The following is a 12,114-nucleotide window of genomic DNA, read 5'->3' as shown; positions in this document are numbered from 1 at the left end:
CCGCGGTCAGGCGCCGACTGCGGCGTCGACGACGACGAGCAGCACGAAACCGACGAGGAACGCCGCCGTCGCGGCGTCGGCGTAGCCGTGGCCGTGGCTGGAGGGGACCATCTCCCGGAGGACGACCGCGAGCATCGCGCCCGCGGCGAAGCCGGCGGCGACGGGGAAGATCCCCTGGGCGATCCCGACGAGTGCGAAGCCGAACACCGAGCCGATCACCTGCGGGACCGTCCCCGAGAGCGTGGTGTAGAGGAACACCTTCGGCGTCGAGACGCCCGACTGAGCGACCGGGATCGCGAACGCGAACCCGTCCGGGACGTTCTGGAGCGCGATCACGATCGCGAGCACGATCGCCACCTCCTCCAGTCCCGAGGCGTAGGCGATCCCCATCGCCAGCCCCTCGGGCGCGTTGTGGAGCGTGATCGCGCCGCCGACCAGTGCGGCGCGGCGGAGTCGGTCGTCGAGCGCCGCGTCGTCGCTCCCCCCGTCGCTCCCATCGAACTCGACGTCGCTCCCGTGGTCGTCCCCGTCGTCGATCTCGCCCCCGCCGTGGCCGCGCCGTCGGTGGTACTCCGTGTGGAGGTGCGGGAGCACGCGGTTGCCCGCGAGCAGGCCGAAGCCGCCGAGGAACACGCCGACCATCACCGCCGAGAGCGCGCCCTGCTCGCTGCCGGGGATGATGAGGCCGAACACCGACGCCGCGACCATGATGCCGCCCGCGAGCCCGAGCGCCGCGTCGTACGTGCGGTGGCTCACGCGGGCGCCGAACAAAGTCGGGATCGCGCCGAGGCCCGTTGCCAGCCCCACCAGCGTGCTCACTAGCAGCATCGACTGGAACGGCGTCATTGGGGGAAGGAGTGTGGGCCGGGCCTAAATACGCTCGGCCCGCGGCGACGCCGGCGCGGCCGTTTCGGGAACGCCTATACGACCACGGCAGGTAGGGCCGGCCATGACCGAAACTGACGACGCCTGGTTCGCCGGCATCGACCCCGGCGACCCCGAGGCCGCGGCGGCGGCGATCCGGGAGGGTGAGGCCGACGAGCCCCGCGACTGGCCGGCGCTGGCCGTCGACGCCGGGTTCGCCGCCGACGAGGACGAGTACTACGACCGGCTCCACGAGGCGACCGTCGACGCCGCTCGCGAGGCCGCACGCGCGGCCGAGCGCGCGGACGACCAACAGTTGATCCACACGCTGCGGGCGATGGACGACGCCGAGCGAACCGCGAACGAGCTCGCCGAGCGACTGGAGGAGTGGGCCGGCGCGCTCATGGACGTGGAGGAAGACGCCACGGGACTCGACTTCGCGGCCGTCGTCGCCCAGCGCGAGCCCGCGGACGCCACCGAGGAACGGGCGATCTCGCTGGCCGAGCGCGTGGTCGACCTCCGCGAGGAACGCGACGACCTGCGGGCGTTCATCGAGCGCCGCGCGCCCGAGGTGGCGCCGAACCTCGCAGAGATGGCCGGCCCCGTGCTCGCCGCACGCCTTATCTCGCTTGCCGGCGGGCTGGAATCGCTCGCGAAGAAACCCTCCGGCACCGTGCAGGTGCTCGGCGCGGAGGACGCGCTGTTCGCGCACCTGCGGGGGCACGCTCCCTCGCCCAAACACGGCGTGATTTTCACCCACGAGTTCGTCCGCGGCACGCGTCCCGAGGACCGCGGCTCGGCAGCGCGCGCGCTCGCAGGGAAGCTCTCGATCGTCGCCCGGATCGACTACTACAGCGGCGACCGCCGGGAGAGCGTCCACGAGGACCTGCGGGAGCGGATGGAGACGATTCGCGCGCGTGCGACGGACGAGGAGGAGGTGGCCGATGAGTGAGCTTCCCGCCGGCGTCGAGCGCCGGACTGTCGCCGGCGAGGATCGCTTGACGACCGAGGGCGAACCGGTGTACGGCGAACCGATCGTCGACGCCCGGCGGGTGTGGGACGCCGGGCGGTCGAAGCTCGGTGCGATGCTCGAACTCGGGATGGACACTCGTCTGCAGGGCGGGGAGTCAGTGCTGTACCTCGGTGCCGCTTCCGGGACGACCGTCAGCCACGTCGCCGACTTCGCGGGGCCGACGTACGCGGTGGAGTTCGCGCCGCGACCGGTCCGGGATCTGGTCGACGTGGCCGAGAGCCGGCCGAACCTGTTCCCACTGCTCGCCGACGCCCGGAAGCCACGGGAGTACGCCGGCGTCGTGGAGTCCGGGCTCGACTGCATCGTGCAGGACGTGGCGACCCGCGGGCAGGCCGAGGTGGCGACCCGGAACGCGGCGTTCCTCGCCGACGACGGCCTGCTGCTGGCGGCGATCAAGGCCCGCAGCGAGGACGTGGTCGCGGAGCCGGACGAGGTGTTCGAGGACGTCCGGGAGACGTTGCGGGCGGAGTACGAACTGCTCGAAACGATGCGGCTGGACCGCTACCACGACGATCACCTCGGGATCGTCGCCCGGAAGCGGTAAGCGCCACGAGAGCACGCCACAAGCTTCGACGGCCGTTTGTTCTATCCCTGTACTTTACACCTCGCCGACACAGCGGACAGGTATGGCAGCTATCCGGACGGACGGGCTCCGGAAGGAGTACGGCGCCGTCACCGCCGTCGACGACCTCGACCTGAGAGTCGACGCTGGCGAGGCGTTCGGCTTCCTCGGGCCGAACGGCGCCGGGAAGTCCACGACCATCGATCTCCTGCTGGGGTTCGCAACGCCGACCGCCGGCCGAGCGGAACTTCTCGGTCGGGACACCACCGCGGCCGGGAGCGTCCTGCGGCGGGACGTCGGCGTGTTGCCCGAACGCTACGGGGTGTTCGAGGGGCTGACCGCACGCGAGCACCTCCGCTCCATCTGCCGGCTGAAAGGGGTCGACGACGACCCCGACCGCCTGTGTGATGTGGTCGGCCTCGACGCCGCCGACCGCGACCGTCCCGCCGGGGGGTTCTCGAAGGGGATGCGGCAGCGACTCGCGCTCGCGACCGCGATCGCGGGCGATCCCGACCTTCTCGTGCTCGACGAGCCCTCGGGCGGCCTCGATCCGACCGGAATCACGACCCTGCGCGAGATCGTCCGCGGCGCCGTCGACGACGGAACGGCCGTCTTCTTCTCCAGCCACCACCTCGCGCAGGTCGAGGCGGTGTGTGACCGCGTCGGGATCATGAACGACGGCCGGCTCGTGGCGGTCGACACCGTCGACGGGCTCAGACAGCGAACCGGCGGCGCCGAGCGACTCCGGTTGGAACTCGACGAGGCGCCCGGCGAACCAGTCCTGCGCCGTCTCCGGACGGTCGACGGGGTGTTCGACGTGACTGTCGACGGCTGGGAAGTCGTCCTCGGCTGTCGTGAGGCGCCGGCCAAGGCCGAGGCCGTCGCGGCCGCCGTGGACGCCGCGACGGTGGCGGATTTCTCGGTCGAGGGGCGCTCCTTGGAGCGGCTGTTCGAACAGTACACGACCGACAGCGACGCGAGAGCCGCTGCCGACGGTGCGCTTGCGGCACAGGACGGTGGGTCGCCGTGAGCGTCACGGAGGTCGCGCGCCACGACCTGCTCGTCGTCCGGCGGTCGCTTCTGCTCAAGGCCGTGCTGGTGGTCCTCCTCGCCGCGCCGGTCGGCGGCGTCCTCGTCGGGTTCGGGCTGGGGGACGATCCGGGCTTCCGGTTCCTGCTGCTGTCGACGTGGCTGGTCGTGGGCGGTGCGGTTCCGCTCGTCGGCGTGCTCGCCGCCGCGCCGGCCGTGGCCGGCGCCCGGGATGCCGGGCGGCTCCGCCTGCTGCTCGCCACACCGATCGAGCGGGCGACGGTCGCGGCGGGCGTACTCTGCGCTCGCCTGCTCGTCGTCGTCGGGTCGCTGGCTGCGGGGCTCTGTGCCTGTGTGGTCGTCTTCCTCGCCCTCCCCGCGCAGGTGGCGCCGGGCCGACTGGCCGGCTTCGTGCTGTTCACGCTGGCGGTTGGGGTGACCTACGTCTCGCTCGGGCTCGCAGTCTCCGTCACCGTCGACTCCGCGACACGTGCCGTCGTGGGGGCGGTCGGACTGTTCGCCGGAACGCTGCTCTGGCCGCAGGTCGCGTCGATCCTCCACGGCGTCCTCGCCGACCTCGGGGTCCCCGCGCCGCGAGTGGCGTTTCAGTTGCTCGGGCGACTGAGCCCGTTCGGCGCGTACAGTCAGGTGATCAGCGATCCGGGTGCGATCTACGGTGTCGCGGTCACCACGCCGCTTCTGGGATCGGGAGCGATGGCTCTCGTGCTCACCCTCTGGGCGACGGTTCCGCTGGCGCTCGGCGTTCGACGGTTCGCCCGGATCGATCTCTGAACGCGCGCCTCGGCCACGCGTTCCGGAGCCGGCACCCTATTGAGGTGGGGGCTCTGACTGTGGAGCAAATGGAGGAACTGGGCTCCCGCGAGAGCTTCGACCGGATGGGAACCCTCGGGATCGAGGAGGAGTTCTACGTCGTCGACGACGAGGGGCTGCCGGTCTCGGGTGTCGACGAGCTGGTGTACGGCGACGCCGAGCCGCCGGCACCGCTCGCGGGGAAGCTGGACCACGAGCTGTTCAAGTTCACCATCGAGACCCAGACCCCGCAGATCGAGGACGTGAGCGAGGCCGAGGACCACCTGCTCGCGGTGCGGGAAGCCCTCGTCGAGCACGCCGAGGATCACGGCTATCAGATCGCGGCGGCGGGACTCCACCCCGAGGCGCGCTGGCGCGAGCTCGATCACGCCGAGAAGCCGCGGTACCGCTCCCAGCTCGAACGGATCCAGTACCCACAGCACCGTAACACGACCGCGGGCCTGCACGTCCACATCGGCGTCGACGACCCGGACAAGGCGGTTTGGATCGCCAACGAGCTTCGGTGGGAGATGCCGCCACTGTTGGCGCTGTCGGCCAACTCCCCGTTCTGGAACGGGTTCGACACGGGGCTCGCCTCTGCGCGGGCGAAGATATTCGAGAACCTCCCCAACACCGGGATGCCCACCGCGTTCGAGGACTACGCGGCGTTCGAGCAGTACGAGCGTCGGATGGTCGAGCAGGGGTCCGTCGAGGACCGCGGCGAACTCTGGTTCGACGTACGCCCCCACACCGGCCACGGCACCGTCGAGATTCGGACCCCGGACGGGCAGGTCGACCCCGCGGTCGTCGACGCGTTCGTCGAGGGGATCCACGCGATGGTGATCGACCTCGCGGAGCGCTACGAGGACGGGAAGCGCGACTCCCTCGGCGCGGGGCTGCGCCGGGAGCTGCTCGACGAGAACAAGTGGCGCGCGACGCGACACGGCCACGACGCGACGTTCGTCGACCGCGACGGTGAGTCGACGATCGACCTCACGACGGCGATCGAGCGCACCTGCGACCGGATCGGGAACGACGCGTTGACGGCGCTCCTCGATCGGGAGAGCGGGAGTCGGCGACAGCGCCGGATCCACGAGGAGCGGGGGAGCGAGGCGCTGCGGGAGTCGCTGGTGTTGTAGCGCGGGTACCGAGCATGGCCGCTCGACCCGTAGCGCCCCCGCGACCGGGGGAGGCGTCATCGATCCCAGGGACCTAAACATCAATCCCCTCACGTTTCAAAACGCATTTGTGAGTGGCAAGGGATCGTCTACTCCCCGCAGATGGCCGCCATCGAAACCTCCAACCTAACCAAGCAGTACGGAGACACGATAGCCCTCCAAGCGTTCGATCTCACAGTCGAGCGCGGGGAGATATTTGGATTTCTCGGCCCCAACGGCGCCGGAAAGTCGACGATGATCGACATCCTCCTCGATTTCGTCCGCCCGACCGACGGGGAGGCGGAGATCACGGGCCACGACCCCCAGCAGTTCCCCCGTAAGGTCCGGCGGGATCTCGGCGTTCTCCCGGACGACTACGGCCTCTACGACTCGCTCACCGGGCGCGAACATATCGAACTCGCCGTCTCCCTCAACGATAGCGGGGAGGACCCCGAGGCGGTTCTCGCCCGTGTCGGCCTCGCCGACGCCGGTGACGAAGCGGCCGGGAGCTACTCGAAGGGGATGTCACAGCGACTCGCGTTCGGGATGGCGCTCATCGGCGATCCCGACGTGCTCGTACTGGATGAACCGACGTCCGGCATCGACCCGAACGGGGTACAGGACATCCGAGAGATAATCCGTGAGGAGGCCGACCGCGGAACGACCGTCTTCTTCTCGACCCATATCCTCGAACAGGTCGAAGCGGTCTGTGACCGTGTCGGAATCATCGACGACGGCGAACTCGTCGCCGTCGATACGATCGACGGGCTTCGGGACCGGTTCGACAGCCGCTCGATGCTTTCCCTCTCGGTCGACACGACGCCGATAGACCTCGAACTCGGCGATATCGACGGTGTTAGCGCGGTCGAGATCGCCGAGGGACGGGTCGAAGTCCGGTTGACTGACGCCGACGCGAAGTCCACCGTCATCGCCCGGGTCGAGGCGTCCGGGGCGTCCGTAACCGACATCGAGATCGAGGAGGCGTCGCTCGGTGACCTGTTTGCCCGGCTTACCGCCGAGGAGGCCGACGCATGAACGCGCTGGCAGTAATCGCGCGGAAGGACTTCAAGGACTCGCTGCGGACCCGTTCGATCTGGGTGATTGCTGGGGCTATGACGGTTCTCAGCCTCTCACACGTCCTCTCGTTCATGTCGACGCCGATCGCCGATCAGCACACTCGACCGTTCGTTCTGGCGGTCGCCCAGTTCACCCTCTGGCTGCCTCTCGCCGCCATCGGTATCGGGTTCAAGTCGATCGTCGGCGAACGGAGTTCCGGAAGCATCCGGGTTCTCTTGGGACAGCCGGGCACCCGCCGGGACGTGGTGTTCGGGACGTATCTCGGGCGATCGTTGATTCTGACGACGACCGTCCTGCTCTCTCTGGCGGTGATGAGCGTCGTCGTCACCGTCGGGTTCGGAGGTATGGAGGCCGTCGACGTGATCGGCGGAACGATCGCGCTGTTGCTGTTCGCGCTGGCGTGGATCGGGCTGACCGTCGGCGTGTCCAGTTCCGTCGCAAGCGAGACCCGCGCGATCGGCCTCGTGATGGGTCTGTACGCGCTGGTCGAACCGCTCTGGCGGAACCTCGTCTTGCCACTGTTCTCGTTTGCGTTCACGGGAAGCAGCCAAGTCCCCTCTCAGGCAACGGTCTTCTACTCGCTTGACGAGCCGACGTGGTATCTCTACGTCAACCGCCTTAGCCCTGCGGAAGCGTTCAACGCCGCACGCTACTACGTCCCCGAACTGATCGAGGGTCTGCTGTACGGCACAGCCGTTCCCGGACCCCACGCTCCGAACGTTTTCGGACTCGCAGTCCTGCTGGGCTGGGCGACGATTCCCGTCATCGTCGGCTACCGGCGGTTCGAGCGCGCCGAACTGCAGTAGCCCCACCCGCTCAGTACCGGATCGGGTACTCGCGGATCGTCTCGGGGACGGCGTCGCCCCAGAACTTCTGCATCTCCTCGTCGTCCATCCCGCGCTCGGTCTCCAGTGCGGACTCGTACGCCTCGCGCAGGTCCGCGATCGGCTGGCCGGGCGCGTCGACTCTGAGGTTGTGGTAGAGCTTGTGCGGGTCGCCGTACACCAGCACCGCGGCGCTGAGGTTGTCACCGCGCTTGTCGCCGCCGGCGGACTCGCTGGCTTCCAGCGCCGTCAGCAGCCGGTCGGTGAACCGCCCGGTCGCGCGCTCGAACGCGGCGGCGACAGCGTCGATCACCTCGGGGCTCGCGAGCAGGTCCCCGCCGACAGTGTACTCCTCGCCGACGTAGTGGTCGGCGTGCTCGACGCACTTCTCGCCGGTGTGGGCGTACGTCCCCCCGTCGGCGTCGATCCCGTGAAGCTGGAGGCCGACAGACCCTGCCCGGCCGGCGACGAACGCCTCCGCCGCCGTCGGGAGCGAGATCCCTCGGTCGAGCAGGGCGAGCAGCGCCTCCCCGTAGTCGGCGCCGGCGTCCCACGACTGGGTGACGACGGCGCCCTCGGCGCTCACCCACGGGCAGACTGCCCCGACCGCAGGGAACGCCGACGCGACGGCGACGCCGACCTGCCCGGACTCGGGATCGCGGGCCGCGATCGAGATAGTCACGGCGTTCGCCCCCTGCTCGTGGTACTCCCAGTCACACCCCGACTGGGGCTGTCGCCGGCTTGAACGTTCCGGCCTCGGCCGAACGTTTTTGCCCGACCGCACCGCCACTGTCGACCGTGTACCTCTCACACCCGGTCCGACGGATGCGGGACGACCCGGGCGAGGCGCCGGCGACGCTGGTCGTCGAACTCGACGACGGTGCGGAGCCAGCGGGGCTCCACGACACCCTCACGGACGCCGGCGGCGGGGTGGTCGAAGAACTCGGGTTCGACTGCTGGCTCGTTCGGCTGCCCGAAGCGGGCGTCGCCGAGCTCTGCTCGCTCTCGGGCGTGGTTCGGATCGAGACCGACGCGACGCTTGAGCGAACCGTCGACGAGACCGTCGAGGGGGAGAGGAGCGAACCCCCCGAAAGCGAGGACACTCGGGAGGTCTGACGCGCGGCGGCTGTGGTTGGCGGTCCACGATTCGACGGGCGATGGGTCGACAGGCTACTCCGGGGGCGACGACGCGGTTGCGGTCGACGCTTCCTGTGGGGAGTCCGTCGACGATTCCGGCTCGACCCTCGGTAGTGTCACGGTGAACACGGTGCCCTCCGGGCCGGTGTCGGTGAGTTCGACGGCCCCGCCGTATCGCTCGACCAACCGCGCGACGATGGTGAGACCGATCCCGTGGTCCGTCTTCCCCGTCGCCGTCTCGAACAGCAGGTCGCGCTCGGCTTCGGGGATGCCCGAGCCGTTGTCCGCGACGCGGACGTCGACGGTGTCCGGTCCCGCGGAGACCGAGACAGTGACGTGGGGGTGGCCGCTCTCGTTGTGTTCGACCGCGTTGTTGAGCAGGTTCGAGAACACACGTTTGAGAAGCTCGTCGGCACGGACGTACACGCCGTCAGGGATCTCCGCGTCGGTCTCCACGTAACCGTACCGGTCCTCCAGTTTGTCGAGCTCCTCCGCCAGCACGTCGGTGAGATCCACGGGGCCGAGGTCGGTCCCCTCTTCGAGGGACTGCAGCAGCAGACGCACGTCCTTGGTCGTCCCGGTGAGCTCGTTCGCCTGCCGCTCGATGACGTCGAGGTACTCGTAGTCGGGGTCCTCCTCGCTGGATCGCTGTTTGAGTAGGTCGGCGTAGCCGCTGATGACGGCGGCGGTGTTCAGCACCTCGTGTCGGAGGAGGGAGTTGAGGTAGTCGAGCATCTCCCGGCGCTCCTCGGACTCCTTCGCTTGGACGGATGCGCGCTCGGCATTCACAGCACGCTCCACCGCCCGTGCCTCGTAGTAGCCGATCAGGAACCCCCCGCCGACGCCGATGCTGAGCGACCACCGCGTCCACCCGACGACGATCAGGACGTTCTCCGGCGGCATCGTGAGAATCAGCACGGCGTTCACCAGCATGAACCCGATCCCCCCGGCGACGGTCCACTTCAGCACGCGGAACTGCTGCCCGCCGGAGAGCGACGAGCGCGACAGATACCTCCCACCCGCGACGAGTCCGACGATCCCCGGAAGGCTCGTCAGGAGGCCGGTGACGTAGACGGCATTTATCAGGTGAAGCCGGCTCGAAAGTATAAGCCAGGTGAACTCAGAAACAACAATCGCGCCTAACAGACAACCGAGCGCGACCAGAATCCCGTTTGCACGGTTGTCAAACTTCACTCGTTACGTCTCAAGAACCGCTTAATACGCATAATGGTTCCGGAGATTCTCGTGTCGGAAGGACCGACGTCGAACGATAGGAGGGTTCTGCGGAGGGTTTCCGGGGAGTGTAAAGATCGAGCACGGACTTGCCTCTCGTCCATTCGTCGACGTCGACGTGGGTTCGGAAGCTCACCGCTCGAACATTGGTCGCAACAGAAGTAACTCGGCTCTCGCGAGTTGGTGGCGCGGAAAATCATGCGCTGGCTGGGATTTGAACCCAGGTTGTGACCATGGCAAGGTCACGTGATACCACTACACTACCAGCGCGTTCCTTCGCATTCCCACCAAGTGCGGTTTTCTTCTTAAGGCTTCCGAAACGCTGCCAATCGACGGCCGGCGGCGGGGTATCGCGCCGTCCGTGAACGACATCCACGACACAGACTCACGAGCGAAAGAAACCGGCCAACGGGCGTCTCGGGCCGTGTGACGCCGTCACAGCCCCCGTGCTGAGTCGCTACCCTTTTACGGTGTCGTTCGGAAGTGGAGGTACAGTCCAGTGGCGAGGCACATGACGGACGGCACCACACTCGTCGTTCCGTCGTCGCTCGTCCGGGAGGCCGAGGACAAGCGCGAGGCGACCCGGAAGCTCGGGTACGTGGCTCGCGCCGCGGCCATCTACCGGATCGAGCGAATCCTCGTCTTCCCCGACCGGGAAGCCGAGGGCCGCTGGGGCGGGGAGTTCGTCCGCACGGTGTTGGCCTACGCGGCCACACCCCCCTACCTCCGGAAGGAGGTCTGGGACGAACGCGACGAACTGCGCTACGCAGGCGTTCTCCCCCCCATGCGTGTCTCCCCACGGACCGGCTCCGAGGGTGAAACCCCGGAGTCGAGAGAAGGAATCGTGACCGAGGTCGGACCTGACGACCGCGTCCGGGTCAATTGCGGACTGCAACACCCGATCTCCCTGCTCGTCCCGCCGTCGATGGCGGTCGAAGAGGGAGAGCGCGTCACAGTCAGGGTCTCTTCGCGAGAACCCGTCCGCGCACGGCTCGTCGACGAGGACCCATCCGGGTTCACCGTCGACGCCTGCGTGGACATCCAGGAAGCCCTCGCCCGCGAGGACGCGGGCATTCGCATCGGCACGTCGCGCCACGGGGACGAACTCACCCGTTCGCGGCTGGCCGAGATCGCCCCGCGCTACCGGGACGGCGCCACCGTCGTCTTCGGCTCGCCGGGCCGCGGGCTTCCGGAGATCATCGGGGCATCCCCGAACGATCTCCCCGTCGAACCCGACTCACCCGGGTTCGACCTCTGGCTAAATACGGTTCCGGACCAGGGCAGCGAGGTAGTGCGCACCGAGGAAGCGGTGTTCGCTACGCTCGCCCCGCTCGCGCTCAGGGACTGAGCGCGGAGGAAAACGAACATGCCACAACCAAGCAGACCACGAAAAGGCTCGCTGGGCTTCGGCCCGCGAACGCGTGCGGCGTCGGAAGTGCCGCGTATCCGCTCGTGGCCGGACGACGAGGGCTCCCCTGCGCTGCAGGGGTTCGCTGGCTACAAGGCCGGCATGACCCACGTCGTGATGGTCAACGACGAGGAGGACTCGCCGCGGAACGGGATGGAGGAGTCCGTCCCCGTTACCGTCGTCGAGACCCCCCCGATGCACGCGATCGCCGTGCGAGCCTACGAGGACACGGCGTACGGATCGAAGCCGGCAACCGAGGTTTGGGCGACCGAGTTCCACGACGAGCTCGACCGCGCGCTCGACCTGCCGGCGGAGAACGACTTCGAGGGCGACGCTGAGGAACTGCGAGCGCTCGTCGAGGAGGGTGCGGTCGACGACCTTCGGGTCATCACCCACACCACCCCCGCGACGCTGCAGAACATCCCCAAGAAGGAACCCGACGTGATGGAGACGCGAGTCGGCGGCGGCTCCCTGCAGGAGCGTGCCGAGTTCGCGCTCGACCTGGTCGAGGACGGCGGCGAACACGAGTTCGGCGACGTCTTCCGAGCGGGCGAGTACCTCGACGCCTCGGGGATCACCAAGGGCAAAGGGACGCAGGGTCCCGTCAAGCGCTGGGGCGTCCAGAAGCGGAAGGGCAAGCACGCCCGTCAGGGCTGGCGGCGCCGCATCGGTAACCTCGGCCCGTGGAACCCGAGCCGCGTTCGCTCGACGGTTCCCCAGCAGGGCCAGACCGGCTACCACCAGCGGACGGAGCTCAACAAGCGCCTGATCGACTTCGGCGAGGGCGACGACGCCTCCGTCGACGGCGGCTTCGTCAACTACGGCGAGGTCGACGGGCAGTACGCCCTCGTGAAGGGCTCGCTGCCGGGCCCCGATCAGCGCCTCCTGCGCTTCCGCCCCGCGATTCGGCCGAACGACCAGCCGCGCCTCGATCCCGAGGTGCGCTACGTCTCCACGGCCTCCAACCAAGGGTAACACAC

General features: G+C 68.6%; 13 protein-coding genes and 1 tRNA gene. 10 read left to right on the top strand and 4 right to left on the bottom strand.

The annotated features are described in order from the left end of the window. Positions 1–6: 6 nt before the first annotated feature. A complete protein-coding gene (locus BN1959_RS09855) occupies positions 7–846 on the bottom strand; it encodes a ZIP family metal transporter (protein WP_053948495.1) in 840 nt (279 codons plus the stop codon). 103 nt (positions 847–949) lie between these two features. Here BN1959_RS09855 and BN1959_RS09850 point away from each other — a divergent pair, with 103 nt between their 5' ends. From BN1959_RS09850 to BN1959_RS09820, 7 genes are all read left to right on the top strand, one after another. After that, positions 950–1,816 (top strand): NOP5/NOP56 family protein, encoded by an 867-nt coding sequence (locus tag BN1959_RS09850; RefSeq protein WP_053948494.1) that lies wholly within the window; start codon positions 950–952, stop codon positions 1,814–1,816. Beyond that, positions 1,809–2,441, top strand: a complete 633-nt coding sequence (locus BN1959_RS09845) for a fibrillarin-like rRNA/tRNA 2'-O-methyltransferase (protein WP_053948493.1) — start codon at positions 1,809–1,811, stop codon at positions 2,439–2,441. Before BN1959_RS09850 ends, BN1959_RS09845 begins: the two co-directional genes overlap by 8 nt. A gap of 82 nt (positions 2,442–2,523) precedes the next feature. After that, the gene (locus BN1959_RS09840) at positions 2,524–3,489 is read left to right on the top strand and encodes an ABC transporter ATP-binding protein (protein ID WP_053948492.1); all 966 of its coding nucleotides are present in this window, start codon (positions 2,524–2,526) and stop codon (positions 3,487–3,489) included. Then, positions 3,486–4,280 (top strand): ABC transporter permease subunit, encoded by a 795-nt coding sequence (locus BN1959_RS09835; protein ID WP_053948491.1) that lies wholly within the window; start codon positions 3,486–3,488, stop codon positions 4,278–4,280. The genes BN1959_RS09840 and BN1959_RS09835 overlap by 4 nt, the downstream gene beginning before the upstream one ends. 68 nt (positions 4,281–4,348) lie before the next feature. After that, positions 4,349–5,437, top strand: a complete 1,089-nt coding sequence (locus tag BN1959_RS09830; RefSeq protein WP_053948490.1) for a glutamate--cysteine ligase — start codon at positions 4,349–4,351, stop codon at positions 5,435–5,437. 141 nt (positions 5,438–5,578) lie between these two features. After that, positions 5,579–6,490: an ABC transporter ATP-binding protein gene (locus BN1959_RS09825; protein WP_053948489.1), complete on the top strand. Its 912-nt coding sequence runs from the start codon at positions 5,579–5,581 to the stop codon at positions 6,488–6,490. Beyond that, positions 6,487–7,338: an ABC transporter permease gene (locus tag BN1959_RS09820; protein WP_079978657.1), complete on the top strand. Its 852-nt coding sequence runs from the start codon at positions 6,487–6,489 to the stop codon at positions 7,336–7,338. Before BN1959_RS09825 ends, BN1959_RS09820 begins: the two co-directional genes overlap by 4 nt. 10 nt (positions 7,339–7,348) lie before the next feature. On the opposite strand, the gene BN1959_RS09815 is transcribed toward BN1959_RS09820, so the two are convergent. Next, on the bottom strand, positions 7,349–8,038 hold the full coding sequence (locus BN1959_RS09815) for a DUF1028 domain-containing protein (protein WP_053948488.1): 690 nt from the start codon (positions 8,036–8,038) through the stop codon (positions 7,349–7,351). Between the two features lie 116 nt (positions 8,039–8,154). Between BN1959_RS09815 and BN1959_RS09810 the strand changes: the two genes are divergently transcribed. Then, positions 8,155–8,472, top strand: coding sequence for a hypothetical protein (locus BN1959_RS09810; protein ID WP_202594668.1), 318 nt, complete (start codon positions 8,155–8,157; stop codon positions 8,470–8,472). A 54-nt stretch (positions 8,473–8,526) separates the two neighbouring features. Here the strand turns inward: BN1959_RS09810 and BN1959_RS09805 are convergent, their stop codons facing one another. Next, entirely contained in the window at positions 8,527–9,687 is a 1,161-nt protein-coding gene (locus BN1959_RS09805; protein ID WP_079978656.1) for an ATP-binding protein, read from the bottom strand. Positions 9,688–9,925: 238 nt separating this feature from the next. Further along, a tRNA-Gly gene (locus BN1959_RS09800) sits at positions 9,926–9,996 on the bottom strand. Positions 9,997–10,237: 241 nt separating this feature from the next. Here BN1959_RS09800 and BN1959_RS09795 point away from each other — a divergent pair. Beyond that, positions 10,238–11,074, top strand: a complete 837-nt coding sequence (locus BN1959_RS09795; protein WP_053948486.1) for a putative RNA uridine N3 methyltransferase — start codon at positions 10,238–10,240, stop codon at positions 11,072–11,074. 18 nt (positions 11,075–11,092) lie between these two features. After that, complete coding sequence (locus tag BN1959_RS09790; protein ID WP_053948485.1) at positions 11,093–12,109, top strand: 50S ribosomal protein L3; 1,017 nt, start codon at positions 11,093–11,095, stop codon at positions 12,107–12,109. The last annotated feature ends 5 nt before the right edge of the window (positions 12,110–12,114 follow it).

It is taken from the genome of Halolamina sediminis (assembly GCF_001282785.1).
Taxonomy (GTDB): Archaea; Halobacteriota; Halobacteria; order Halobacteriales; family Haloferacaceae; genus Halolamina; species Halolamina sediminis.
This window is presented reverse-complemented; position numbering and strand designations above follow the sequence as displayed.

Coding starts and splice junctions, on each gene's coding strand:
- BN1959_RS09855 (WP_053948495.1), bottom strand. CDS start 846: ATGACGCCGTTCCAGTCGATGCTGCTAGTGAGCACGCTGGTGGGGCTG.
- BN1959_RS09850 (WP_053948494.1), top strand. CDS start 950: ATGACCGAAACTGACGACGCCTGGTTCGCCGGCATCGACCCCGGCGAC.
- BN1959_RS09845 (WP_053948493.1), top strand. CDS start 1,809: ATGAGTGAGCTTCCCGCCGGCGTCGAGCGCCGGACTGTCGCCGGCGAG.
- BN1959_RS09840 (WP_053948492.1), top strand. CDS start 2,524: ATGGCAGCTATCCGGACGGACGGGCTCCGGAAGGAGTACGGCGCCGTC.
- BN1959_RS09830 (WP_053948490.1), top strand. CDS start 4,349: ATGGAGGAACTGGGCTCCCGCGAGAGCTTCGACCGGATGGGAACCCTC.
- BN1959_RS09825 (WP_053948489.1), top strand. CDS start 5,579: ATGGCCGCCATCGAAACCTCCAACCTAACCAAGCAGTACGGAGACACG.
- BN1959_RS09820 (WP_079978657.1), top strand. CDS start 6,487: ATGAACGCGCTGGCAGTAATCGCGCGGAAGGACTTCAAGGACTCGCTG.
- BN1959_RS09795 (WP_053948486.1), top strand. CDS start 10,238: ATGACGGACGGCACCACACTCGTCGTTCCGTCGTCGCTCGTCCGGGAG.
- BN1959_RS09790 (WP_053948485.1), top strand. CDS start 11,093: ATGCCACAACCAAGCAGACCACGAAAAGGCTCGCTGGGCTTCGGCCCG.